General features: G+C 70.6%; 16 protein-coding genes and 1 pseudogene. 8 read left to right on the forward strand and 9 right to left on the reverse strand.

Going from position 1 to position 24,345, the window contains the following annotated elements; all coding sequences use genetic code 11:
- Positions 1-2 precede the first annotated feature (2 nt).
- A complete protein-coding gene (locus tag G5T42_RS04435; RefSeq protein WP_165126010.1) occupies positions 3-1,268 on the forward strand; it encodes a GNAT family N-acetyltransferase in 1,266 nt (421 codons plus the stop codon).
- A 15-nt stretch (positions 1,269-1,283) separates the two neighbouring features.
- Here the strand turns inward: G5T42_RS04435 and G5T42_RS04440 are convergent, their stop codons facing one another.
- The 5 genes from G5T42_RS04440 to G5T42_RS17560 all read right to left on the reverse strand — a co-directional run bounded on the left by G5T42_RS04440 (position 1,284) and on the right by G5T42_RS17560 (position 8,807).
- Entirely contained in the window at positions 1,284-1,769 is a 486-nt protein-coding gene (locus G5T42_RS04440) for a glutathione peroxidase (protein WP_165126013.1), read from the reverse strand.
- A 77-nt stretch (positions 1,770-1,846) separates the two neighbouring features.
- On the reverse strand, positions 1,847-3,520 hold the full coding sequence (locus G5T42_RS04445) for a formate--tetrahydrofolate ligase (protein ID WP_165126016.1): 1,674 nt from the start codon (positions 3,518-3,520) through the stop codon (positions 1,847-1,849).
- A 218-nt stretch (positions 3,521-3,738) separates the two neighbouring features.
- Positions 3,739-5,742: a DNA helicase RecQ gene (gene recQ / locus G5T42_RS04450; RefSeq protein ID WP_165126019.1), complete on the reverse strand. Its 2,004-nt coding sequence runs from the start codon at positions 5,740-5,742 to the stop codon at positions 3,739-3,741.
- Positions 5,743-5,835: 93 nt separating this feature from the next.
- Positions 5,836-8,394, reverse strand: coding sequence for a DEAD/DEAH box helicase (locus tag G5T42_RS04455; protein WP_165126022.1), 2,559 nt, complete (start codon positions 8,392-8,394; stop codon positions 5,836-5,838).
- Between the two features lie 62 nt (positions 8,395-8,456).
- Positions 8,457-8,807, reverse strand: a complete 351-nt coding sequence (locus tag G5T42_RS17560; protein ID WP_241245958.1) for a hypothetical protein — start codon at positions 8,805-8,807, stop codon at positions 8,457-8,459.
- A gap of 42 nt (positions 8,808-8,849) precedes the next feature.
- Here G5T42_RS17560 and G5T42_RS17565 point away from each other — a divergent pair, with 42 nt between their 5' ends.
- Together G5T42_RS17565 and G5T42_RS04465 are read left to right on the forward strand one after the other, a co-directional pair.
- Positions 8,850-9,170 carry a GNAT family N-acetyltransferase gene (locus tag G5T42_RS17565; RefSeq protein ID WP_241245959.1) on the forward strand — a complete coding sequence of 107 codons (321 nt, stop codon included), beginning with the start codon at positions 8,850-8,852 and terminating at the stop codon, positions 9,168-9,170.
- Positions 9,171-9,180: 10 nt separating this feature from the next.
- A complete protein-coding gene (locus G5T42_RS04465) occupies positions 9,181-10,188 on the forward strand; it encodes a pirin family protein (RefSeq protein WP_165126028.1) in 1,008 nt (335 codons plus the stop codon).
- A 72-nt stretch (positions 10,189-10,260) separates the two neighbouring features.
- Here G5T42_RS04465 and G5T42_RS04470 read toward each other — a convergent pair whose 3' ends face one another.
- A complete protein-coding gene (locus G5T42_RS04470; RefSeq protein WP_165126031.1) occupies positions 10,261-13,272 on the reverse strand; it encodes a S8 family serine peptidase in 3,012 nt (1,003 codons plus the stop codon).
- Between the two features lie 146 nt (positions 13,273-13,418).
- Here G5T42_RS04470 and G5T42_RS04475 point away from each other — a divergent pair, with 146 nt between their 5' ends.
- The 4 genes from G5T42_RS04475 (at position 13,419) to G5T42_RS04490 (ending at position 18,107) form a co-directional block, all read left to right on the forward strand.
- Positions 13,419-13,970, forward strand: coding sequence for an ECF transporter S component (locus G5T42_RS04475; RefSeq protein ID WP_165126034.1), 552 nt, complete (start codon positions 13,419-13,421; stop codon positions 13,968-13,970).
- Between the two features lie 126 nt (positions 13,971-14,096).
- Positions 14,097-15,950: an ABC transporter ATP-binding protein gene (locus tag G5T42_RS04480; RefSeq protein ID WP_165126037.1), complete on the forward strand. Its 1,854-nt coding sequence runs from the start codon at positions 14,097-14,099 to the stop codon at positions 15,948-15,950.
- A complete protein-coding gene (locus G5T42_RS04485) occupies positions 15,947-16,771 on the forward strand; it encodes an energy-coupling factor transporter transmembrane component T (protein ID WP_165126040.1) in 825 nt (274 codons plus the stop codon). The genes G5T42_RS04480 and G5T42_RS04485 overlap by 4 nt, the downstream gene beginning before the upstream one ends.
- Before the next feature lie 82 nt (positions 16,772-16,853).
- On the forward strand, positions 16,854-18,107 hold the full coding sequence (locus G5T42_RS04490; RefSeq protein ID WP_165126043.1) for an LCP family protein: 1,254 nt from the start codon (positions 16,854-16,856) through the stop codon (positions 18,105-18,107).
- Between the two features lie 108 nt (positions 18,108-18,215).
- Here the strand turns inward: G5T42_RS04490 and G5T42_RS04495 are convergent, their stop codons facing one another.
- Entirely contained in the window at positions 18,216-19,379 is a 1,164-nt protein-coding gene (locus G5T42_RS04495) for an acyl-CoA dehydrogenase family protein (RefSeq protein ID WP_165126047.1), read from the reverse strand.
- Between the two features lie 208 nt (positions 19,380-19,587).
- Entirely contained in the window at positions 19,588-20,610 is a 1,023-nt protein-coding gene (locus G5T42_RS04500) for a M15 family metallopeptidase (protein ID WP_165126050.1), read from the reverse strand.
- Positions 20,611-20,731: 121 nt separating this feature from the next.
- On the opposite strand from G5T42_RS04500, the gene G5T42_RS04505 reads away from it, so the two are divergent.
- Complete coding sequence (locus G5T42_RS04505; RefSeq protein ID WP_165126053.1) at positions 20,732-21,811, forward strand: Rv2578c family radical SAM protein; 1,080 nt, start codon at positions 20,732-20,734, stop codon at positions 21,809-21,811.
- Positions 21,812-21,936: 125 nt separating this feature from the next.
- On the opposite strand, the pseudogene G5T42_RS04510 reads toward G5T42_RS04505, so the two are convergent.
- A pseudogene (locus G5T42_RS04510) lies at positions 21,937-24,094 on the reverse strand (DEAD/DEAH box helicase).
- Positions 24,095-24,345 lie beyond the last annotated feature (251 nt).

Here is a 24,345-nt window from a genome sequence, read left to right on the forward strand (position 1 = left end):
CAGTGACCATCGAGCCGTGGGCCGCGGGCGACCTGCCGCTCCTCGAGCACCTCAACGCCCCCGAGATGACCGTCCACCTCGGCCGGCCCGAGACCCCCGACGAGCTCGCCGCCCGGCACGAGCGCTACCTGCTCTCCTGGCAGGCGGGAACTGCGCGCATGTTCCGCATCGAGGTCGACGGGGAGCCTGCCGGCGGGATCGGCTGGTGGCCGGTCGAGCACGACCGAGCGCCCGCTTACGAGACCGGATGGAGCGTCCTGCCCGAGTTCCAGGGCAGAGGCGTCGCCGGCGCGGCGCTGCGCCTCGTCATCCGGGGAGTCCGAGATGCCCGCGACCGGATGCTGCTCGTCGCCTATCCGGGCGTGGACAACGCGCCGTCGAACGCGCTGTGCCGGCGAGCGGGCTTCGAGCACCGCGGATCGGCGACGCAGCCGTGGCGCGACGGCGAGCTGACCTTCAACGTCTGGGTGCTCGACATGTCGCCGCTCGACCTCACCGGCCGCGCCCCCGACATCGAGGAGCACTTCGATGAGGGGGTGCTCGACGAGACGCTCTGGTGGCCGTTCTACACTCCGCACTGGTCGTCGCGGGAGCGCGCCGCGGCGCGCTACACCGTGGGCGCTCCAGGGCTCGAGCTGAGGATCGACGCCGACACGCCGCCGTGGGCGCCCGAGCTGGACGGCGAGCTGCGTGTCTCGCACGTGCAGACGGGCCAGTTCGCGGGACCGGCCGGGTCCGGCGTGGGGCAGCACCGGTTCCGCGGCGGGCTCACCGTTCGTGAGGCGCAGCCCGAGCGCCGGCTGTGGCTCCCGCAGTTCGGGGTGATCGAGGCGCGGTTCGCCGCGATCCGCCACCCGGCGGCGATGGTCGCCCTGTGGCCGATCGGCTTCGAGGAGGATCCGGACGACTGCGGTGAGATCTGCATCGCCGAGATCTTCGGGTCGGAGCTCGACGACACGGGAGGCTGGGTGGGGGTCGGTGTGAAGCCGCAGAACGACCCGCGTCTGCGCGAGGACTTCGAGAAGATCCGCGTCGAGGGCGACCTCACCGAGCCGCACGACTACGCCGTGGAGTGGACGCCCGAGCGCCTGCGCTTCTTCATCGACCACCGCTGGGTCAAGACGGTGAACCAGACGCTCGACTATCCCGTGCAGCTCATGCTCGACGTCTACGAGTTCCCACCTCAGGACGGGACCCGGGATGCCGCGGCCTTGCCGCACCGCTTCCGCGTCACGTCCGTGCGGACCTATCCGCCCGTCCCCGGCTGACTCGGCAGCTCGCGCTCAGCCCGGCAGATGCGCCTCGAGCGCCTCGATCACGGCCGGGTCGTCGGGCTCGGTGTGCGGACGGAACCGCAGCACCTCGCCGTCGGGGGTGACGAGGAACTTCTCGAAGTTCCACGTGACGCGGCCGGCCTTGCCCGAGGCATCCGGAGCCTTCTTGAGCTCTGTATAGAGAGGATGCTCACGGCGTCCGTTGACGCGCACGCGATCGAGCACGGGGAACGAGATGCCGTACGTCGTCGAGCAGTACTCCTTGATGGCGTCGTTGCTGCCGAGCTCCTGCAGGAACTGGTTGCTCGGAAAACCGAGAACCTGGAAGCCGCGGTCGCCGTACTCGCGCTGCAAGCGCTCGAGGGTCTCGTACTGCGGCGCGAGCCCGCAGCGCGATGCGACGTTGACGATCATGACGAGCTTGCCGTCGTAGTCGTCGGCGAGCGTCTGCGTCTCGCCCTCCATCGTCTGGAACGGGATGTCGGAGAGGGTCATACGACGATTCAACCGGAGAACCGTGTCCGGTGTTCCATTGTCGGCACGCGGTCGTCGTGAACCGCTCGCCGGGAGCGTCAGAAGAGGCCGACGATGCGGCCCCCGTCGTCCACGTCGATCGTGTTCGCGGCCGGAGCGGCCGGCAGGCCGGGCATCGTCATGATGTCCCCGCAGATCATGACGACGAACCTCGCGCCGGCCGCCAGTCGGACTTCGCGGATGTCGACGACGTGGCCCGATGGGGCACCGCGAAGCTTCGGATCGGTCGAGAAGGAGTACTGGGTCTTTGCGACGCACACCGGATAGCCGCCGTAGCCCTCTTCCTGCAGCCGCCGAATCTGAGCGCGGACGGCGGTCGACGCCGTGATGTCGGATGCCCCGTACACGCGCACCGCGATCGAGCGCATTTTCTCCCAAAGGGTCGCCTCGTCGCGGTACGTGAAGCACAGCTCGCCGGGCTCGGCGCAGAGACGGACGACCTCGCGGGCGAGCTCCTCGGCGCCTGCCCCACCCTCGGCGAAGTGGCGCGCGACGACAGCCCTGGCCCCAGCCCGCTCGACTGCGGCGACGAGGGCCGAGACCTCGGCATCCGTGTCCTCCGCCCGATGGTTGATCGCAACGACGGCGGGGAGGCCCCACGTCTCGCGCACCGTCGTGAGGTGCCGGACGATATTGACCGTGCCGCGCTCGAGCGCCTCGACATCCTCGATCGGCAGGTCGGCGACGTCGACGCCGCCGTGGTATTTCATCGCCCGCACGGTGGCGACGATGACGGCCACCGCGGGACGGAGCCCGGTCGAGCGGCACAGGATGTCGACGAACTTCTCGGCCCCGAGGTCGGCCCCGAATCCGGCCTCGGTCACGACGTAGTCGGCGAGGTGGAGCGCGGCCTGCGTCGCGATCGCCGAATTGCAGCCGTGCGCGATGTTGGCGAACGGTCCCCCGTGCACGAACGCCGGCGTGTGCTCGAGCGTCTGCACGAGGTTGGGCGCGAGGGCGTCCCGCAGGATCGCCGTCATCGCGCCGTGGGCCTCGAGATCGCGGGCCGTGACGGGCCTGCGGTCGTGTGTGTAGCCGATGACGATGTCGCCCAGGCGCTCATTGAGGTCGGCGATGCCGGTCGCGAGGCAGAACACGGCCATGACCTCGCTCGCGACGACGATGTCGAATCCGGACTCGCGGGGATAGCCGTTGCCGGGGCCGCCCAGACCGACGACGACGTCCCGGAGCGCGCGGTCGTTGACGTCGAGGACGCGACGCCACGTGATGCGGCGCACATCGATTCCGAGCGCATTGCCGTGGTGCACGTGGTTGTCGATCAGCGCTGCCAGGAGGTTGGTGGCGACAGCGATCGCCGAGAAGTCGCCTGTGAAGTGGAGGTTGATGTCCTCCATCGGCACGATCTGGGCGTAGCCGCCACCGGCTGCTCCGCCCTTCATGCCGAACACCGGCCCGAGCGCGGGCTCGCGCAGGCACACCATCGCCCGCTCGCCGATCCGCGTGAGCGCATCGCCGAGGCCCACCGTGGTCGTGGTCTTGCCCTCGCCCGCGGGTGTCGGCGAGACGGCTGTGACGAGCACGAGCTTGCCGCGGGGACGGTCCTTCAGCGAGTCGACATAGCTGAGCGAGACCTTCGCCTTGTGCCGGCCGTAGGGCTCGAGACTCTCCTCGGGAATGCCGAGCCTCTCGGCGACCTGCACGATCGGCAGCATCTCTGCGGCCTGGGCGATCTCGATGTTGCTGAGACCCACGGGTCCTCCATCCGTCTTCCTCGACGCTGCCGCCAGCCTACGGGCGACGGATGCCGCGGCGCGGCCTTGCCGCCCGGTCGTTGAGCGAGGAGCGCGGCGTTGCCGCCGGTCGTTGAGCGAGGAGCGCGCCGTTCCCTCCGGTCGTTGAGCGAGGAGCGCAGCGACGAGACGAAACGCGCCGAGCCCGCGAGCAACCCCGGCCCCCGTCCAGGGACCGGTCAGGCGGCGGCGACGACCGCGAGGACGGCCTCGCCGTAGGTCTCGCGCTTCTTCGAGCCGATGCCCGAGATGCCCTCGAGGTCGCCCTGCGAGCCGGGGCGGGCCGCCGCGATCGCCCGCAGCGTCGCGTCGTTGAAGACGACGTAGGCGGGCACGCCCTGCGCGCGAGCCGTCTCGGCCCGCCACGCGCGCAGCGCCTCGAACAGACCCCGGTCTTCCGGCTCGATCGTCTCGGTGACGGTGGAACGGCGCACGCCCGAAGACCCGCCGCGCCGGCCGAGCACGTCGCGGCGCAGCGGCACCTGCCGCTCACCCCGCAACACCTCGCTGGCGGCCTCGCCGAGCCCGAGCGTGCCGTACTCGCCCTGCGAGACGAGCAGTCGCTGCGCGAGGAGCTGCCGCACGACGCCGCGCCAGTCCTGCTCGGACAGGTCGGCGCCGATGCCGAACGTCGCAAGGTCGTCGTGTCGCTGCTGCCGCACGCGGTCGGTCGTGTTGCCGCGCAGGATGTCGATGTGCTGACCGGCGCCGAACGACTGCCCACGCTCGCGCTGCAGCCGCACGATCGTCGACATGAGCTTCTGCGCGGCGACCGTGCCGTCCCACGTCTCGGGCGGCTGCAAGCACGTGTCGCAGTTGCCACACGGCTCGGACTCCTGGCCGAAGTAGCCCAGCAGGTTCTGGCGGCGACAGGAGACCGTCTCGCAGAGCGCGAGCATGGCGTCGAGGTGCTGACCGAGGCGCATCTTGAAGGTGCGGTCGCCCGGGCTCTGGTCGATGAGCCGCCGCTGCTGCACGACGTCGCCGAGACCGTACGCCATCCAGGCGACGGCCGGCTCACCGTCGCGGCCGGCGCGTCCGGTCTCCTGGTAATAGCCCTCGACGGACTTCGGCAGATCGATGTGGGCCACGAAGCGCACATCGGGCTTGTCGATGCCCATGCCGAAGGCAATGGTCGCGACCATGACGATGTCGTCTTCGCGCAGGAATCGCGACTGATGGTGCGCGCGCACCGCCGAGTCGAGCCCCGCGTGATACGGCAGCGCCTCAATGCCCTGCGACTGCAGGTATTCGGCCGTCTGCTCGACGGACTTTCGGCTCAAGGCGTAGACGATGCCCGCCGTGCCCTCGTCGGGAATCGCCTCGCGCAACGCGCGGATGAACGCGACGAGCTGCTTGCGGGGCTCGTTCTTGGGCTCGATGCGGTACTGGATGTTGGGCCGGTCGAAGCTCGCGACGAAGTGCTTCGCATCGGGGAGATTCAGACGCTGGGTCAGCTCGCGGTGGGTCTCGCGCGTCGCGGTGGCGGTGAGGGCCATGCGCGGGACGCCGGGAAAGCGCTCGGCCAGGTCGCCCAGCGCGAGGTAATCGGGCCGGAAGTCGTGCCCCCACTGGGACACGCAGTGCGCCTCGTCGATCGCGATGACGCTGAGCCGTCCGCGCTGGAGGAGCGACGTCGTCGCAGCTCCCGAAAGGCGCTCCGGCGCCACGTAGAGCAGATCGAGCTCGCCCGCGAGGTACGCCTGCTCTACGGCCTGCCGCTCGGCCGGGCCCTGCGTCGAGTTGAGGAAAGCCGCGCGGACGCCGTTGGCGACCAGCGCGTCGACCTGGTCGTGCATGAGCGCGATGAGCGGGCTGATGACGAGTCCCGTGCCGGGCCGGGCGAGCGCGGGCACCTGATAGGTGACGCTCTTGCCGCCGCCGGTCGGCATGAGCACCACGGCGTCGCCGCCCGCGATGACGTGCTGCACGATCGCGCCCTGATCGCCGCGGAACTCGTCGTACCCGTAGACCTCGTGGAGGATCGCGCGCGGGTCGGCTCCCGTGAGATCGCGCTCCCGCGGCGCGACGCGGGCGGGAGTCGGCGAGCCCGAGCCGGACCCCCAGGACTCGTCGGGCGGCGCCTCGAAGTCGTCGGGCGGCACGAGGTCGTCGGGGCTCCACGCCAGATCGGCGTACGGATCGGCGCCCCACGACGAGGAGGAGCCGGGTTCGGGAGTCACCTGTTCACGATAACCGCGAGTGCGGACACCACGGCAGCCGAGGCATCCGTCGCCGACAGACGATTCCCCCGCTGACTCTGGGGAGGAGCGGGGTCACAGCCGTACGACCTCGGTGATCCGCACGACGGCCGTGCCGGCCTCTTCGGAGGCGTCGAGGTCGACCTCTCCGCGGATGCGCCAGTCGTGGTCGCCCGCCGGGTCGTCGAGGATCTGCTCGACACGCCAGATTCGGGATGCCGCGGCCGGCGTCTCATCGATCTCGACGAGTCGCGGCGAGCGTGCCGCCCCGCCCGTCAGCAGCTCGTCGTGCTCGTCGTAGTAGGAGTCCAGCGCCGCCGGCCAGTCGACGTCGGGGTCGAGCGCCTCGAGCTCCTCGTCCTTCTGCAGCGCCGCGAGCTGCACACGACGGAAGAGCTCGTTCCGCACGAGCACGATGAATGCGCGGCGGTTGGTCAGCACCGAGGGCGGGGCGGGCGGAACGACCGGCTCATCGCTCGCCGCGACCGGATTGATGAGCGCTTCCCACTCGTCGACCAGGCTCGAATCGACCTGACGGACGACTTCGCCGAGCCACGCGACGAGGTCGCGCAGCGACTCCGTCTGGGCCTCGGAGGGCACGGTCTGCCGGATCGCCCGGTAGGCGTCGCTGAGGTAGCGGAGCACGAGGCCCTCGCTGCGGGCGAGCTGATACGTCGAGATGAACTCGGCGAACGACAGCGCCCGCTCGAACATGTCGCGCACGACCGATTTGGGCGAGAGCTCGAAGTCGCGCACCCAGGGCTGACTTGTGGCGAACACCTCGAAGGCCTGCGCGAGCAGCTCGTCGAGCGGCTTCGGGTAGGTGACCTCCTCGAGGGCCTCCATGCGCTCTTCGTAGTCGAGTCCTTCGCGCTTCATGGCGGCCACCGCCTCACCTCGCGCGAGGAACTGCTGCTGCGACAGCACCGGCCGCGGATCGTCGAGCGTCGCCTCGATGACGCTCACGACGTCGAGGGCGTAATGGCCGGTCCCGGCGCCTCCGGGGCGCGCCAGCATGCCGGCGGTCTGGGGCGCGGCCCCCTCGGGCGGAGCTTCGTCGGGATCGAGGAGGCCGATCGCGGCGAGCGCGAACGGCGAGAGCGGCTGGTTGAGGGCGAAGTTGGGCTGCAGGTCGACGGTGAGACGGATGCCGCCGGTCAACCGATCGATCTCCACGACGTCGGCGGCGAGCAGCGTGCGGAAGATCGCGAGCGCGCGACGGGCCAGCTCGAACTGCCGGGCGCGCGGCTCGTGGTTGTCGCGCACGAGCGAGCGGACGTTCGCGAAGACGTCTCCCCCTCGCGCGATGACGTTGATGAGCATCGCCGCCGTCAGCTGCAACTGGGGGACCAGCGGCTCGGGCTCAGCCGCGACGAGTCGCTCGAAGGATGCCTCGCCCCAGTTGACGAAACCCTGCGGCGCCTTCTTGCGGACGACCTTCTTGAGCTTCTTGGGATCGTCGCCCGCCTTGGCGACGGCCGCCGCGTTCTCGATCTCGTGCTCGGGAGCCATGACGACGACCGTTCCGGCGGTGTCGTAGCCGGCGCGGCCCGCACGCCCCGCCACCTGGTGGAACTCGCGGGCGGTGAGCTGCCGCATCCGCTGTCCGTCGTACTTGGCAAGAGCCGTCACGAGGACCGTGCGGATGGGAACGTTGATGCCGACGCCGAGCGTGTCGGTGCCGCAGATGACCCGCAGCAGCCCGCGCTGCGCGAGCGTCTCGACGAGTCGCCGGTAGCGCGGGAGCATGCCCGCGTGGTGCACGCCGATTCCGGCGCGGACATAGCGCGAGAGGGTGCGGCCGAAGGCCGTCGTGAAGCGGAACCCGCCGATCGCCTCGGCGATGGCGTCGCGCTGCTCGCGGCTCGCGATCCGCGTGCTCGACAGCGCCTGAGCCCGCTCCATCGCAGCCGCCTGCGAGAAGTGCACGATGTACACCGGCGCCTGACCCGTCTGGAGCAGGTCTTCGACCGTCTCGTGCACGGGTGTGCGCGAGTAGGAGAAGTGCAGCGGCACGGGCCGCTCGACGCCCGTGATGCGTGCGACGGGGCGGCCGGTGCGACGCTCGAGGTCCTCCGCGATCGTCGTGACGTCGCCGAGCGTCGCCGACATGAGGATGAACTGGGCACGCGGCAGCAGCAGGAGCGGCACCTGCCATGCCCAGCCGCGGTCCGGGTCGCCGTAGTAGTGGAACTCGTCCATCACGACCTGGTCGACCGCGGCATCCGATCCCTGACGGAGCGCGAGGTTCGCCAGGATCTCCGCCGTGCAGCAGACGATGGGTGCGTCGGGGTTGACCGAAGAGTCGCCGGTGACCATGCCGACGTTCGCGGCGCCGAAGATGTCGGCGAGCGCGAAGAACTTCTCGCTCACGAGCGCCTTGATCGGGGCCGTGTAGTAGGTGCGGCCGCCCATCGACAGCGCGTGGGCGTGCGCCGCGATCGCGACGAGCGACTTGCCCGTGCCGGTCGGCGTCGACAGGATCACGTGGGCGCCCGAGACGATCTCGATGACCGCCTCGTCCTGCGCGGGGTACAGCGTGAAGCCGCGGTCGGCGGCCCATTCGACGAAGCCCTCGTACGCCGCATCGGCGTCCGCACCCCCGGGCACGGCGTCGAGCAGATCAAGCGTCACCACCCGAGTCTGCCAGGGCGGGGCGACGTCCCCGACCCTGGCAGACGATATGGATGCCTCGGCTACGGCATGAGAGCGGCCCCGATGATCGCGGCCCAGGCCTGCTGGCCCGCCGCGTTCGGGTGAAGGCCGCGGTCGGAGGTCGTCTTGCCCGACACCAGGCCGCTGATCCAGCGGTCGCCCGTGTCGCACAGCCCGTGGCCGTCGAAGCCGGCCGAGACGTCGACGAACTCGACGCCGGTGTCACCGGACTGCTGGCGGTAGCCCTGGACTCCCGCCGCGATCGCCGCGTTCACGCCCGCGATGAAGGAGTTCACGAGCGCCGTCTGCGCCGCCGTGAACTTCACCGGCACACGAGGCCGACGGTAGACCCGTGCCGGGGCATCCACCAGGGCCGTCCGTGGCGGAATCACGGCGTGCGCGCCTACGTTGGGAGACGACGAAAGGACACCCGAGTGACCGATACGAAAGACGACGTCAGCGTCGTGCGCAACGACAGCGCCCGCCGCTACGAGGTGCGTGTCGGCGATGTCGTCGCCGGCTTCACGATGTTCCGCATCGACCCCCAGGGGCGCCTGCACTTCCCGCACACCGAGGTCGACCCCTCCTTCCAGGGACGGGGTCTCGCCCAGAAGGTGATCGAGGAGGCGATGACGGATGTCGCGGCCCGCGGCGAGACGGTCGTGCCGCACTGCCCGGTGGTCTCGCGCTATCTGCGGTCGCACGACGTGCCGGGGCTCACGATCGAGTGGCCCGAGCACCCGCAGCCGGAATGAGCGCGCAGCCATGACCCGCCTCGACGCCGACGCTCCCGAACTCGCACAGGCCTCCGGTGCGTGCGGCCCCCGGGCCCTGCTCCTCGAATCGCGCGAGGTGCCGCTCGGCGGAGTCCGCGCGATGGAGGTGCACCGCACCCTGCCGCAGCGCGACCTGCCGACGGTGGGCGCGTGGTGCTTCCTCGACCGCTTCGGCCCTCAGCAGACGAAGATGCGCGTGGAGCCGCACCCGCACATCGGCCTGCAGACCGTCACATGGCCCTTCGTCGGCGACGTCCGCCACCGCGACTCGGTCGGCAGCGATGTCGTCGTGCGGCGCGGCGCCCTGAACCTCATGACGAGCGGCGCCGGCATCTCGCACTCCGAGTACTCGGTCGGAGAGGATGCCGTTCCGCTCGACGCCCTTCAGCTCTGGGTCGCCCTGCCCGAGTCGCGCCGCCACGGCGGCCCCGCGTTCGAGCGGCACGAGGAACTGCCCCACCTCGCGCTCGAGGCGGTCGCCGGCGCGCCGGGTGAGGCGATCGTCGTGATGGGGGCGCTGGGCGGCGTCGTCTCGCCGGCGACCGCCTACACCCCGATCGTCGGTGCGGAGCTGACCATCCCCGCCGGCTCGCGCGTCCGCCTCCCGCTCGACACCGCGTGGGAGTACGCGCTCATCGGTGTGGAGGGCGAAGCGGCCGTGGTGACGGACGCGGCGGCCGCGTCGGGCGGGGATGCCGAGGCATCCGTCGCCCTGGACCGGAGGCACCTGCTCTACCTCGGCATGGCGAGAGACCAGGTCGAGATCGAGGCCTCCGAGGGCGCAACGCTCTTCCTCCTCGGCGGCGAGCCGTTCGAGGACGACATCGTGATGTGGTGGAACTTCGTGGGCCGCTCGCACGAGGAGATCGTGGAGGCCCGCGAGGCGTGGGAGGCGGGCGCCCCCCGCTTCGGCCGCGTCGTCGACCACGGCGACGAGCGCATCCCGGCACCGCCGATGCCCGCCGTGCGGCTCACGCAGCGGCGCCGACGGCTCTGACGCCGCAGCACACCCCCTTGAAATGGAAAGGCGCCCGAGCCGAAGCCCGGGCGCCTTTCGCGGAATCGACGATTACGGCACGGTCACCGTGAGCGTCGTGCGCACCTGCGAGTCGCCGTAACGGACGACACCGAGGTAGCTGCCCGCCGCCAGACCCGACCACGACAGCGCGTAGCTGGTGGGCACCGACTGCTGGGCGTTCAGCGGATTGGGCGTCGCCGTGAGGGAGCCGAGCCCGCCCGCCGAGACGAGGGCGCTCGTGGCCTTCCACGTGAACGGCGAGGTGAACGAGAACACGTCCGCCGACACGACGTACCAGCCTGCAGGGGGCGCCGCGATCTCGACGGCCTCGTCGGCGGAGCCGGAAGCCGACTGCCACGACTTGTCGTACGTCGTCGAGTTCTGGTCGCCCACCAGGTGGTAGACCGTCAGGTCGAGGTCCGACCCGGTGTCATCCGACGAGTCGATCGCGAATCGAGCGAGCTCGGTTCCGGCCTTGACCTCGACGAGCACGTTGGTCGTGCCGTCGGTGGTGGCTCCGGTCGTCTCCGTGCCGTCGATGATCACGTTCTGCGGAGCGAGGCCGAAGACGTTCAGCGGCAGCGGACCCGTGAAGCCCGGGGTGACCGAGACGTTGACGCTGCCATTCGCTCCCGAGCCCGACACCGACTTCGGAGCGTCCGCCGTGACGGGGAACACCGCGATCGGCGAGCGGACGCTGCGGTCGGCGCTCTTCCAGGTGAGGAAGCCCGTCGTCCACGCCTCGACCTTCGCGGTCTTGTTCGTGAACGTGACCGTGAACTTCTGCGTGCCGCCCGCGGCGATGGTGAACGTCGAGGGTGAGACGACCGCGTCGACACCGGGAAGGTCGACCGACGCCGTGTAGGTGCCGGCCTTCGTGGCGGTGACGGTGCGGGTGATCGTCTGAGTTCCCGCGAGCGAGCCGACGCCCATCGAGGCGATGTTCAGGTCGCTCGGGTCGCTCGGGCCGATGCCGTTGAAGATGTCCTCTCCGAGGGCGCCCTCCAGGTACGAAGCCCAGTCGGCCGGACCGTTGAGGTACAGCAGGCCGGCGTCGAAGTACTTCGTGGGGTCGACGTGGCCTGCGCCCTGCGTGAACGGATCGGTGACGGGAGCACCCTTTGCATCGACGAGGTTGTACGCCGTCGTCATGAGCGCCGACTTGACCTCCGACGGCGACGCCATCGGGCTCTTGCCGAGGTAGAGCGCGCCGAGGCCGGCGACGTGGGGCGACGACATCGACGTGCCCGACATGAAGTCGAACGTCGGAGCCTTGCCCGCCGCATTGCCGGTCGCCGCGATGATCGCGACACCCGGAGCCGAGACGTCCGGCTTGATGACATCGCTGCCGTCGGCGAGCATCGGGCCGCGGCTCGAGAAGCCCGCGATCTGGGGCGTCGGGGTGACCTCGCCCGAGACGTTGTCACCGACGAGCGTGATCGGCAGGTCCTTGCCGCTTCGGACGTAGTCGACGATCTGCGCGTAGTAGACGTTCGACATGTGCACCGTCGGGACGGCGTGGAAGTCGTTGTCGAGCGAGTTCGCCCCGGCCGGGTCGTTCACGAGCACCATGCCGATGCCGCCGGCCGCCTTGACGACGTCGGACTTCTCGACACGGGCGTTCCCGCCGCGGACGCAGACGACGATGTGGCCCGTCGCCTTGGCGGGATCGATCGACCCCGGCACGCAGAGCTGCGGCGTCGTGGCGCCTGCGACGCCGATGTCACCGGCGAACACCGAGGGTCCCGTGACCTCCTTGCCGAAGGGCACCGACACGGACGCACCAGCGTGGTTGAAGCCGGGGAACTTCACGGTCCCCTCGTAGGTGGGGATCGTGGATGCCGCGACCGTCGTGTACCACGGCGAAGCGTGGTCGGCGGTCGAGGCGCTCGGGCCGGAGTTGCCCGCGCTCACCGCGACGAAGACGCCGGCCGCGGCCGCGTTGAAGAACGAGATGTCCTCCGCCTGCAGCACGGTCGAGGCCGAGCCGCCGCCGATCGAGTAGTTGATGACGTCCACGCCGTCGGCGACGGCGGCATCGATCGCGGCGAGCAGGTCGCTGCCCGCGCAGATGTCGTCCGTCGTCTCGAGCGGGTCCGGGCCGCCGTAGCACGCCTTGTACATGGCGACCTTGGCCGCGGGGGCGACTCCCGAGATCTTGCCGAAGTCGATGCCGTGGACGGTGGCCTTCGTACCGAAGTTGCCGGCCGCGGTGCTCGACGTGTGCGAGCCGTGGCCCTCGAAGTCACGGGGCGAGGCATAGTCGGACTTGAACGAGAAGCCTGATGCCTTGGCGCCCGCGTTGAAGTACTGGGCGCCGATCAGCTTCGTCGAGTAGTCCTGCTTGCTCCACTGCTCGGCGGCGACGCGCTGCGACCGGAAGAGGTTGCCGTCGGACTTCTTGAAGACGACAGTGTCACCGACGAGGTACGGGTCGGCGCCCGCCTTCGTCCCGAGCTTCGTACCGGCGAAGGCGGGGTTCTCGGGCGCGATGCCCGTGTCGACCACGCCCACCACGACGCCCTTGCCGGCCGCAGCCGTTCCACCGACCGAGTCCCAGACGCCGCCGAGTCCCGTGTCGCGGTTGCCGAGTCCGAGGAACTCGGTCGAGGGCACCGCGGCCGTGGGGTGCTTGATCTCGTCGGGGAAGACGCCGAGCACGTTCTTGTCGACGCTGAGCGACGCGACCTGGTCGCCCGTGAGAGTCGCGCTGAAGCCGTTGAGTGTGACCTGGTACGTCGTGTCCGGAGTCACGCCCGCGTCAGCGGCGAAGTCCGCCTGCTCCTTCTTGAGGTGCGCGACGTACTTCTGCGAGTTGGCGGAGTGGGCGTCGAGCTGGTTGCCCTTGCCCGGCTTGGTCGGCGCGATGCCCGACACTCCGCCGTCGTACGTGGCGAGCGGGGCATCCTTCAGGAGGACGATGTAGTGCCCGCTGGCCGCATTGGCCGGAACCGGTGCTTTCACCTCCCCCGCGGGCGCGGCAGCGAAGCTTGCTGTTGCGGTGCTTGCGAACAGGACGGCGAGTGTGACGACCGCCCCCGCGCGCACGGAGGATAGACCCATGGATGTGACTCCCCAAGAGTTCAGCAGTGAAGTGGGAGTTGCGCGGCGTCGTTGGCGCGCAACGAAAGCAAACGTAACTCACAGGTCTCATCCAGCCAACGGGGAAATATGAGAAACGCATGAGCCCGTCCCGGTACTCTGAGCAGATGGCCACGCGAAAAGGACTCTCAACGAGCGTCCTGCTCACCTGCGCGGCCATCGGCGTCGCAACAGGTGCGGTGGGCGGCCTCGCGGGGTGGCTCACACCTGTCGTTCTCGCGACGCTTCCGATCCTCTACGGCTTCGTGCTGGGCGCCCACGTGCTGCCCGGCATCATCGCGCAGGAGCTCATCCGCCTGCCCTGGGTGGCGCTCATCTCCCACGTCGTGGCGGCGCTGGTCGCGAGCGCGATGGCGCCGCAGTGGGCGTTCCGGTTCCTCGGCACCGCGATCCTCTTCGGAGGCATCCAGGAGCTCGTCGCAGCCCTCACCCGCTACCGCGTCTGGAGCGCGTGGCGCTTCTTCCTCTCGGCGATCGTCATCGGCGTCCTCGTCGCCGTCGTCGTCGCCTTCGCGGCGCACCTCGCGACGCTCGCGCTGTGGGCGCAGATCGTCTACCTCGCCCTCGCCGTGCTCGGCCCTGTCGCCTGGACGGCCGTCGGACTCGGCATCGGCTCCGCGCTCCGGCGTGCGGGGGTCGCGCGCCGCGCGAGCCGCTGAGCACGGCCGCCGGCTGCCGCTCCGCCCGGCGGGGAGATCCATCTCGCCTTCGAGGCATCCCGCTTCGCCGACCAGGTAAGGGGAGGCTAAGTTGGGGGCCATCCATCTCGCCATCTGGGAAGACCCGTGACCGCTCAGCGACCCACGCCCTCGGCCGCATTCGCCGCGGCGGAGGCATCCACACCGCTTCTGTCGGTGCGGGATCTCGCGATCACTCATGAGGGGGCGGATGCCGCGACCCCCGCCGCGGTGAGCTTCGACGTCCGCCTCGGCGAGGTGGTGCTCGTCCTCGGTCCCAGCGGCTCGGGCAAGTCGACCCTGGCGCTCGCCCTCAACGGTCTGATCCCCCAGGCCGTGCCGGCCGACGTCGCCGGCACGGTGCTGGTGGACGGCATCGACGCCGGCACGGCGACGGTCGCCGAGCTCAGCACCCGTGTCGCCATGGTCTTCCAGGACCCCGATGCGCAGCTCGTGACGGGCAGCGTCCTCGACGAGGTCGCGTTCGGGCCCGAGAATCTGCGGATGCCGCGTGCGGACGTGCTCGCCCGGTCCGAGGCCGCGCTGCGCCGCGTCGGCCTGTGGGATCGGCGACGGGATAACCCCGACCGCCTCTCGGGGGGCGGCCGGCAGCGCCTGGCGATCGCCTGCGCGCTCGCGATGGGATCCCCTCTCGTCGTGCTCGACGAGCCGACGGCGAACCTCGACCCGAAGGGCATCGAAGAGGTCTACGCGGCGCTGGCCGATCTCGTCGCCGAGGGCGATCGCTCGATCGTCCTGGTCGAGCACGACCTCGACGCGGCGATCGGGGTCGTCGACCGCGTCGTGGTGCTGGATCGCGCCGGTCGCATGATCGCCGACGGCCCGACCGACGACGTCCTGCGGCACCGCGCCCGGGAGCTGCACGAGATCGGCGTGTGGCTCCCCACCTCGACGCTCGCCGCACTGCGCCTGCGCGAAGCGGGGTATCGGCTCGACCCGCTTCCGCTGACCCCCGCCGAGCTGCACGATGCTCTCGAGGCCGCCGACGCGCCGGGTGCCGGGCTGCTGGGGGATGCCTCGTCCCGCGACGCGCTGTCACCGAACGATGATGCGGCCCGTTCGGTCGCCGAGCGAGGGAGCGCCACTACCCCGACGGAGGGCGCCGCCCGCTCCGAGCCACTGATCAGCGTCCGCGACCTGACACTGACGCGCGGCGGGACGCGAGTGCTGCACGGCATCGATCTCGAGGTGCAGCGCGGGGAGTTCATCGCCGTCGTCGGCGCGAACGGCGCCGGGAAGACGAGTCTCATCCAGGCGATCGCCGGCGTCGTGCCGCCGCCCCCGGGAACCGTCCTGGTGGGCGATCCGTCGACAGGCTCCGGGCACCGCCTCGACGTCACGCACACCGATGCGCGGACGCTCGCGAAGCGCATCGGGTTCGTCTTCCAGAACCCGGAGCATCAGTTCATCGCGCACACCGTGTTCGACGAGCTCGCCCACGGCCTGCGCCTGCAGCATCTGCCGGAGGACGAGGTGCGTGCGCGCACGGAGGATGTGCTCGAGCGCTTCGGCCTCGCCGACAAGGCGCGCATCCACCCGTTCCTCCTCTCGGGCGGTCAGAAGCGGCGCCTGTCGGTCGGAACGGCGCTCGTCGCGGGTGCGCCCGTGCTCGCGCTCGACGAGCCGACCTACGGGCAGGACCGGGCGCGCGCCGACGAGCTCCTCCGCCTCCTGACCGACCTTCACCGCGACGGCACCACGATCATCGTCGTGACGCACGACATGCAGCTCGTGACCGAGCACGCCGACCGCACCCTGGTCCTCGCCGACGGGCGGATCATCGCCCACGGCGCAACGTCCGACGTCTTCGCCGACGAGGCGCTCATCGAGAGAGCGGGTCTGGGGCAGCCCCCGCTGCGCCGGGCGTTGCAGGGGCTCACGAGGCATCCCGCGCTCGCGCGCATCGCACGGCTGGCGGATCTTCCCGGCGGTGCGGCATGAGCACCACGGCCGAGGCATCCGTCGACCCGTACGCCGAAGCCCCCTCGGCGTCGCCGGTCCGGTTCCTCTACCGTCTCAACCCGCTCGCCAAACTCGCGGCTCCGGCCCCCGCGATGCTGCTGCTCGTCTTCGTCCGGGATGCCGCGACGCCCGCCGCCTTCCTCGCGCTCGCGTACGCGGTCCTCCTCATCGGAGTCCGGCTCACCCGACGCCTCGCGCTCGCGCTCTTCGTCGGCATACCCGCCGCGATCCTGATCCTCGGCGTCGGGTTCTCGCTCTGGACCGACCCGACCCGCATCGACGCGAGCGCCCCCGTCCTGGAGGTCGGCGGCTGGACCCTCTACAGGGGCATGCTCGAGGTCGGCTTCGCCACGGCCCTCCGGCTCGGGGCCATCGTGGCGCTGTCGCTCGTCGTCGGCCTCAGCACGACCGGCCCCGACCTCGTGCGCTCTTTCGTGCAGCAGCTGCGCGTGCCTTATCGCATCGGCTACACGGCGCTCGCGGCGTTCCGGTTCGTGCCGCGGTTCGCCTACGAGCTCGACGTCATCCGCCAGGCGCACCGGGTGCGCGGCGCACACGGCGGGCGGGGACCGTTCGCGGCGATCGCGCGCTGGTGGGGCTACCTCGTCCCCCTCCTCGCGGGCGCCATACGGCACGCCGAGCGCGTGGCCTTGGCGATGGATGCGCGCGCCTTCGGCGCCTACCCGGACCGCACGGAGCGGTATCTCGTGCCGTGGCGCCGGCGCGACACGGTCTTCGTCGCGGCCTTCCTCATCGTCTCGGCGATGATCTTCGCGCTGCTCTACCCCTGGGGTCTGTGACCTCTGCCGTCCCCGCATCCCGCGGTCCGGCTCGGCGGCGCACTAGAATCGCGGCAACCTGACGGCACGGGGGACGCGCGGGATGGCAAGACGACGACGGACGGTCGCGCGACACGCGCGGCTGCCGTCCCCGCGCCCGCTCGGTCAGTTCTTCGCGATCGTCGGGGTGTGCCTCGCCGTGCTGGTCGTGAGCCTCGGCGGCGTCGCCGCCTATGCGACGTACGACCTGGCCGCGAGCTTCGCCGACGATGTCGTCGACATCCCGGACCAGGAAGCCGTTCCGCCTGACATCGGTGCCATCGAGGGCGGGGTCAGCGTGCTCCTCACCGGCATCGACGAGTGCGAAGAGGAGTTCAAGTATCTGTTCGGCGACCGCTGCAAGGGTCCCGACAGCACGACCCGGCTCAACGACGTCAATCTGCTCGTGCACATCGGCGACAGCCCGCGCCGAGTGACCGTCGTCTCGTTCCCGCGCGATCTCATCGTGCCGATCCCGTCATGCACGCGCGAGGACGGGTCTACGTTCGGCGGCGGCACCGACCAGCTGAACACGACGTATCAGTACGGCGGCCTCGGCTGCGTCATGAAGACGATCTCCGACCTGAGCGACATCAACATTCCGTTCGGCGCCGTCGTGACGTTCGGCGGAGTCATCAAGGTGACCGACGCGCTGGGAGGCGTCGACGTGTGCCTGGCCCGCGGCATCCGCGACCGGAACACGGGACTGGATCTCAGCGCCGGCACCCACACCGTCTCGGGCGTGACCGCGCTGCAGTTCCTGCGCACGCGGTACGGCGTGGGCGACGGAAGCGATCTCGGTCGCATCTCGAACCAGCAGCAGTACATGTCGCGGCTCGCCAACAAGCTTGTGAGCGACGACGTGCTCTCCAACCCCGCACAGCTCTACAAGCTCGCGGCGGTCGCCCTCGACAACGTCACTCCGACGCGATCGCTCGCCAACCCGCTGACCCTCGTGCAGATCGCGCTCGCGGTGAAGGACGTGCCGTTCGACGAGATCGTGTTCGTGCAGTACCCGACCTTCACCGATCCCTCGGACGAGAACCGCCTTCGTCCGGACTACTCGTCGGCCGAAGTCCTGTGGAACGCGCTGCGCGACAATCAGCCCCTCGACATCACCGGCGACGTCGGTGCGCGCGGGGGCGTCGTCGACGTGACGCCGACGGGTGCCGCGACCCCGCCGGCCGCTGAGCCGACACCCGGCGCGACCCCCGTCGAGACGCCGGCGCCGCCCGTCGACGCGGTGGCTCTCCCGCCGACCATCACCGGATCGACGGCGGCTCAGCAGACCTGCAGCGGCGGTAACGTCCGGGGCTGAGGCTTCGCGGCCGCCGACATCGCGCCGGCGCGCCGGGCCGGCTCAGCACCTGCGGGCTGGGCCGAGCCAGCACTTGCGGGTCGACCCAGCGCCCGCGGGCGCGCCGTCCTAGCGCTTGCCGGCGAGCTGGCGGCCGACGATCTCGCGCATGATCTCGTTCGTGCCGCCGTAGATGCGGTGGACGCGCGCGTCGAGGAACGCCCGAGCGATCGGGTACTCCGTGATGTAGCCGTAGCCGCCGTGCAGCTGAACGCACGTGTCGAGGACGTCCCACTCGCGCTCAGTCGCCCAGAACTTGATCTTCGCCGCCTCTTCGGCCGACAGTCTGCCGTCCTTGTACGCCAGCAGCGCGCGATCGATGTATGCCCACAGGGCGTCGACGGTGGTGGCGACATCCGCGAGCTTGAAGCGTGTGTTCTGGAAGTCGATGATCCGCTCGCCGAACGCCTCGCGGCTCTTGGTGTAGTCGAGGGTCCAGTCGAGGGCGGCCTGTGCGGCGGCGGCCGCCGCGACCGCGATCGAGAGACGCTCGAGCGGGAGGTTCATCATGAGCTGCACGAAGCCCATCCCCTCTTTGCCGCTGATCAGGTTCTCCTCCGGCACGAACACGTCGGTGAACGAGAGCTCTGCGGTGTCGTGGCCCTGGAAGCCCATCTTGTGGAGCTTCTTACCGTGGTCGAAGCCCTCCATGCCGTTCTCGATGAGCAGCAGGCTGAAGGCGTCGGGACGGTTGCCCTCGCCCGTCTTGACGAACGTCACGAGGACGTCGGCCGTCTTGCCGCTCGAGATGAAGGTCTTGGCGCCGTTGACGATGTAGCCGCCTTCGGCGCGCTTGGCCGCCGTCTTGATGCCGCGCAGGTCGCTGCCCGCACCGGGCTCGGTCATCGCGAGCGCGCCGACGATCTCACCCGTCGCCATGCCGGGGAGCCACTTCTCCTTCTGCTCCTGCGTGCCCATGTGCACGAGGTACGGCACCGCGAGGTCGTCCTGGATGCCGAAGGCGCCCGCGAGCGAGCCGGCTCCGGCCTTGATCACCTCTTCGTTGACGATCGCGCGGAAGCGGTAGTCCTGCAGCATCCCGGCCCCGCCGAACTCCTCGGGAACAGAGAGTCCGATGATCCCGGCCTCGCCGGCCGCACGGATCGTTCCGCGGTCGACCTCGCCCTCGGCATCCCACCGCTCGCGCGCCTCGTTCGTGACGTAGCGCTTGCAGAACTCCTTGACGACGTCGCGGAACGCCTCGTGGTCCTCGTCGTAGATGTCGCGCTCCATGAGCCCGCCCCTTCCTTCGCACACCGATGGGCGCCGGCCGAGCTGCTCGATCGAGCAGGGAACACGCGGCCGCGTCGCCGGGCCGATTCTATTTCACGACGACGACATCGCGGCCCGCTCTGTGACATTGCATCTCACGTTCCGCGGGACTCGGTGCCGCGATTGTGGGATGCCTCACACGCGTCGCCGAGCGAGGGTCCGTCGCGTCTCAGCCGGCGTAGTCGGGGGCGGGCGGAAGCCCCAGGAACTCCTCGAGGGTGCGCCAGCCGCCGGAGTGGTAGGCGCTCGCGAGCTCGCGGCCGATGTAGCGCAGGTGCCACGGCTCCGGCGAATAGCCCGTGACGGCCGTGCACTCGTCCTCGTACCGCACGATCCATCCGTACTCCCACGCGTGCGCGGCGATCCACTGCTGCTGCGGTGTGCCTGCGAACGACTCGAGGCCGACGCATCCGGACGCGCACGCCGTCACGTCGGCGGCGAGGCCCGACTGGTGCTCGCTGAAACCGGGACGCGCGCTCACCATGTCGGCGCCGCCGATCCCCTTCGCCGAGACGAGGCGCTGATACGTGGTGCGCTGCGTCCGGTAGGAGCGGTAGCCGCTGTCGAGTGCCAGCTCGCCGGCACCGGCCGCGGCTGCGGCGGCGAACATCTCGGACAGGGATGCCGCGGCATCCGCCCGCAGGTCACCCGTCGAGATCTCGCGCACGCCGGGGCCCGTGAGCGACGCGGGCCGGTAGTCGACCGGGTCGAACGGACGCGTCTTGTTCACGACCGCCCAGACGCGCGCGGGATCGGAGAGCGAGACGCACGGCGCCGCCCCCGAGGCGACGGCCGTGCGGAAGGCGTCCGCGCCGCCGGCGGCGGCGATCGCGGCTGCATCATCGCCCGCGGCGATGGCGGCGGTGAACGCCGGGATGCCGCACACATCGACGACCGCGGGAGCAGCCGCCACCGAGGGAGCGGGAAGCGCCTCGACCGGCTGGGGCAGCGGCACGGGAGTGGCGGAGGGCGTCGGATCGGCCTGCAGCCGGGCCTCGGGCGTGAGACCGGATGCCGTCAGCGCCGACGTCACGGCGGCGGCACCGCCGACCACGAGGGCGATCCCGGCGACGGCGGCGAAGACGCCTCGGATCCGGGCGGCCCGGCGCGCGCGGGCATGGCGCACGGGCGCCGATACGGCCGTGAGCAGCTGGGCCGCGCGGGCTTCGCGGCGTGTGACCGGTGTCGTCACCCCGCCATTGTGCCCTGTCGACCTGGGAGGCCCCGCCTCGTGGCATGATTCTCATCTCGGTGCATCGCTTCTTTGTTCTATCCGCCTTGACAGTTCTTCGTATATCTGTTCGACTGAAGGCATGCGGTGGCAGGGACAGGAGCTGGGTGTTCCGGATGCCGCGGCCCTGCCCGGCCTCGAGCATCTGAACGGCCTGGTGCGGTCCGTGACCACCCCCGAGTTCTCGGGGGTGACGTTCCACGAGGTGATGGCGAAGAGCGCCCTCAACCACGTTCCGGGCGCTTCGGCGATGCCGTTCGACTGGACGGTCAATCCCTACCGCGGGTGCTCCCATGCCTGCGTGTACTGCTTCGCGCGTGGCACGCACGAGTACCTGGAGTTCGACGCAGGCCACGACTTCGACTCGCAGATCGTCGTGAAGATCAATGTCGCCGAGGTCCTTCGCAAAGAGCTCGCGCGCGGGACGTGGGCGCATGAGCCCGTCGCGCTCGGCACCAACACCGATCCTTACCAGCGCGCCGAGGGGCGCTATCGGCTCATGCCGGGCATCGTCTCGGCGCTGGCCGACTCCGGAACGCCGTTCTCGATCCTCACGAAGGGCTCGCTGCTGCGGCGCGACCTTCCGCTGCTTCAGGATGCCGCGGCATCCGTCCCCGTCACGATCGCCATGTCGATCGCGGTCTTCGACGAGACGCTGCAGAAGCTCGTCGAACCCGGCACGCCGACGACGGCCGCGCGGCTCGAGACGGTGCGAGCGGCGACGGACACCGGCTTCCGCGTGACCGTCTTCCTCATGCCGATCATGCCCCACCTCACCGATTCGGTGGCCGCCCTCGACGACGCGCTGCGACGCATCAGAGAGGCGGGCGCCTCGCGGGTCGTGTACGGCGCGCTCCACCTGCGACCCGGCGTCAAGCCGTGGTTCATGCAGTGGCTCCAGCGCGAGCACCCCGAGCTCGTGTCGTCGTACCTGGGGCTGTATCCCGGCGCCTCGACCTACGCGCCGAAGCCGTACCGGTCCTGGCTCGCGAAACGCGTGCAGCCGCTGCTGCGCGTGCACGGGCTCGGCGGCCAGGCCGAAGACGACTCCCCGCGCCGCGGGCCGGTGCCGGGGCTCGCCGCCCGCACCCAGCTCGTCACGACCTCGCGCGGCCGGGCGGCCGCCGCCGCCCGCCAGTCCGGCCCGGCGATGCTCTTCTGATCCGACGCGGGCGCCACAAGGGTCGGAGACCGACCGAGGGTAGGAGAACCTCAGCGAGATTCTCCTACCCTCGGGCGAATTCCTACGGCTGCGAGCCGTGCGGCCGGCTGCAGGCTCGCAGCGGGTCAGGCGACGGGGTCGACCTGACGGCCGGCGAGCTCCTCGATGAGGTCGTCGCCGAGGCGCACCTCATCGAACGGCGCCGAGATCTCGGCCCGGTCGAGCATCTCGGTCATACGACGGCGGCGCTGACGCGTCACGAGCGTGACGACGGTGCCCGAACGACCCGCGCGGCCCGTGCGGCCCGAGCGGTGGAGGTACGTCTTGTACTCGTCCGGCGCGTCCGCCTGGATCACGAGATCGATGTCGTCGACGTGGATGCCTCGTGCCGCGACATCCGTCGCCACCAGAACGCTGACGCGACCCGACGTGAGGCGCTCGAGGTTGCGCGTGCGCTTGGCCTGGTTGAGGTCGCCGTGGAGGGCGACCGCGTTGATGCCGGCGTCGTCGAACTGCTCGGCGAGCATCTCGGCGTAGGCGCGGGTGCGGGCGAAGACGAGGGTCTTGCCCTCGCGGTCGACGAGGGATCCGAGGATCTCCGCCTTGTCGCGGTGGTCGATCACGAGGACGCGGTGGTCGATCGTGCCGGAGTCCTGGTCCTCGCCGGCGACCTCGTAGACGGCGGGCTCGACGAGGAACTCCTCGACGAGGCCGGCGACCTCGCGGTCGAGCGTGGCCGAGAAGAGGAGCTTCTGCGAGCCCTCGGCGGTCAGGCGCAGGATCCGCTGCACGGGCTCGAAGAACCCGAGCTCGCACATGTGGTCGGCCTCGTCGAGAACCGCGATCCGGATCTCGGAGAGGTCGAGCTTGCCCTGCTCCACGAGGTCCTCGATGCGACCGGGCGTGCCGATGATGATGTCGACGCCCTTCTTGAGCGCACCGACCTGGCGGGCCTGCGGCACGCCGCCGTAGATCTGGGTCGTGAAGAGGCCCACCGAGCGTGCGATCGGCTGGATCGTGCGGTCGATCTGCAGGGCGAGCTCACGCGTCGGCGCGAGGATGAGCGCCTTGGGCGAGCGGCCGAACTCACGGCGCTGCCCGGCCTGCGAACGCAGGATCGACTCGACGAGAGGAGCGCCGAAGGCGATCGTCTTGCCGGAGCCGGTGCGGCCGCGCGCGAGCACGTCCTTGCCCTCCAGGATCGCGGGGATCGTCGACGCCTGGATCGGGAACGGCGCAGCGGCGCCGAGATCGGCGAGCACTCGGACGATGTTCTCGCCGAGACCGAGGTCGCCGAACGAGGTGCCGGCGACGTCCTCGGCCTGCACGGCCTCGGCCTGCAGGCGCTCGTGGACGACGTCGACGCGGTCCTCGTGGGCCTTGTCACGGGCGGGGGCGGAGCTCCAGTCCGAGCGGCCCGGGCCGTCGTTGCGGCGCGGACGGTCGTCCCGACGCGGGCGGTCGTCGAACGAGCGGGCCGGACGGTCGCCGTATTCGCGACGCGGGCGGTCGTCGTTCGAACGCGCCGGACGGTCGTCTCGACGGGGACGGTCGTCGTAAGAGCGAGCGGGACGGTCGTCCCGACGGGGACGGTCATCGTAGGAGCGCGCCGGGCGGTCGTCATACGAACGCGTCGGGCGGTCGCCTGCCGAACGGGGGGGGACGGTCGCCGTACGAACGGGCCGGGCGGTCGTCGCGACGCGGGCGGTCGTCCGAGCGGTACGAGGGACGTGCGTCGCCGAAGGAGCGGCGGTCGTCGCGGTCGACCCGGTCGAGGCGCTGCGCGCGATCGCCGCGTCCGCGGTCGTCGTGCGAGCGGGCCGGACGATCGCCGTACGAACGAGCCGGACGGTCGTCGTACGAACGCGCGGGACGGTCGTCGCGACGGGGGCGGTCGTCGAATGAGCGCGCGGGGCGGTCGCCGTACTCCCGGCGCGGGCGGTCGTCGAACGAGCGCGCGGGGCGGTCGTCGCGGTCGTACCGGGGGCGGTCGCCGTGGCCGCGGCCCGAAGCGCCGCTCGCCTGGTTGCGGATGCCGTGCGCCTGCTCGCGTCCGGCCTTCTCCTGCGCCGTCCAGCGGCGCTTCGCCGGCGCGGTCTCAGCCGACTCGGCGCGGTAGCCGCGGTGGTTCGGGCTCTTGCTGCCGGGCTTCGAACCGTACGAGCGCTCGGATGCCGGGGCATCCGTCCGCCGCTTGCGGTCCTGGAAGCTCGTCTTGGCGCCGTAGCGCGGCTCGAAGTTCTTGGCGGGTCGGCCGCCGGCAGGCTTCTTGTTCTTGGGCATGGGTGTGTCCTTCTGGGTTCTCTCGCACGAGAACAGCACTCCTCAGTGCGCGCACAGGCGCGGCCGCTCAGCGGCGGCGTGGAGTAACCCGGACTTGCGTCGGCCGGGGGCCATTCACAGTGATGGTCGTCGGAGCGGATTCGCTCCCACCATCGGCCCCTTGGACTCACAAACCCATCCGCGCGCACGGCGCGGGGTCCAGAGCCGACCGAGACAGACTATCGGACGCCCCTGAGAGGATGCCTGGCGCC

It is taken from the genome of Microbacterium sp. 4R-513, from assembly GCF_011046485.1.
Taxonomy (GTDB): Bacteria; Actinomycetota; Actinomycetes; order Actinomycetales; family Microbacteriaceae; genus Microbacterium.

Excerpts from the sequence above, each read along its gene's own strand:
- G5T42_RS04440 (WP_165126013.1), bottom strand. The coding sequence starts at position 1,769 with ATGACCCTCTCCGACATCCCGTTCCAGACGATGGAGGGCGAGACGCAG.
- G5T42_RS04465 (WP_165126028.1), top strand. The coding sequence starts at position 9,181 with ATGACCCGCCTCGACGCCGACGCTCCCGAACTCGCACAGGCCTCCGGT.
- G5T42_RS04470 (WP_165126031.1), bottom strand. The coding sequence starts at position 13,272 with ATGGGTCTATCCTCCGTGCGCGCGGGGGCGGTCGTCACACTCGCCGTC.
- G5T42_RS04475 (WP_165126034.1), top strand. The coding sequence starts at position 13,419 with ATGGCCACGCGAAAAGGACTCTCAACGAGCGTCCTGCTCACCTGCGCG.
- G5T42_RS04485 (WP_165126040.1), top strand. The coding sequence starts at position 15,947 with ATGAGCACCACGGCCGAGGCATCCGTCGACCCGTACGCCGAAGCCCCC.
- G5T42_RS04490 (WP_165126043.1), top strand. The coding sequence starts at position 16,854 with ATGGCAAGACGACGACGGACGGTCGCGCGACACGCGCGGCTGCCGTCC.
- G5T42_RS04495 (WP_165126047.1), bottom strand. The coding sequence starts at position 19,379 with ATGGAGCGCGACATCTACGACGAGGACCACGAGGCGTTCCGCGACGTC.
- G5T42_RS04505 (WP_165126053.1), top strand. The coding sequence starts at position 20,732 with ATGCGGTGGCAGGGACAGGAGCTGGGTGTTCCGGATGCCGCGGCCCTG.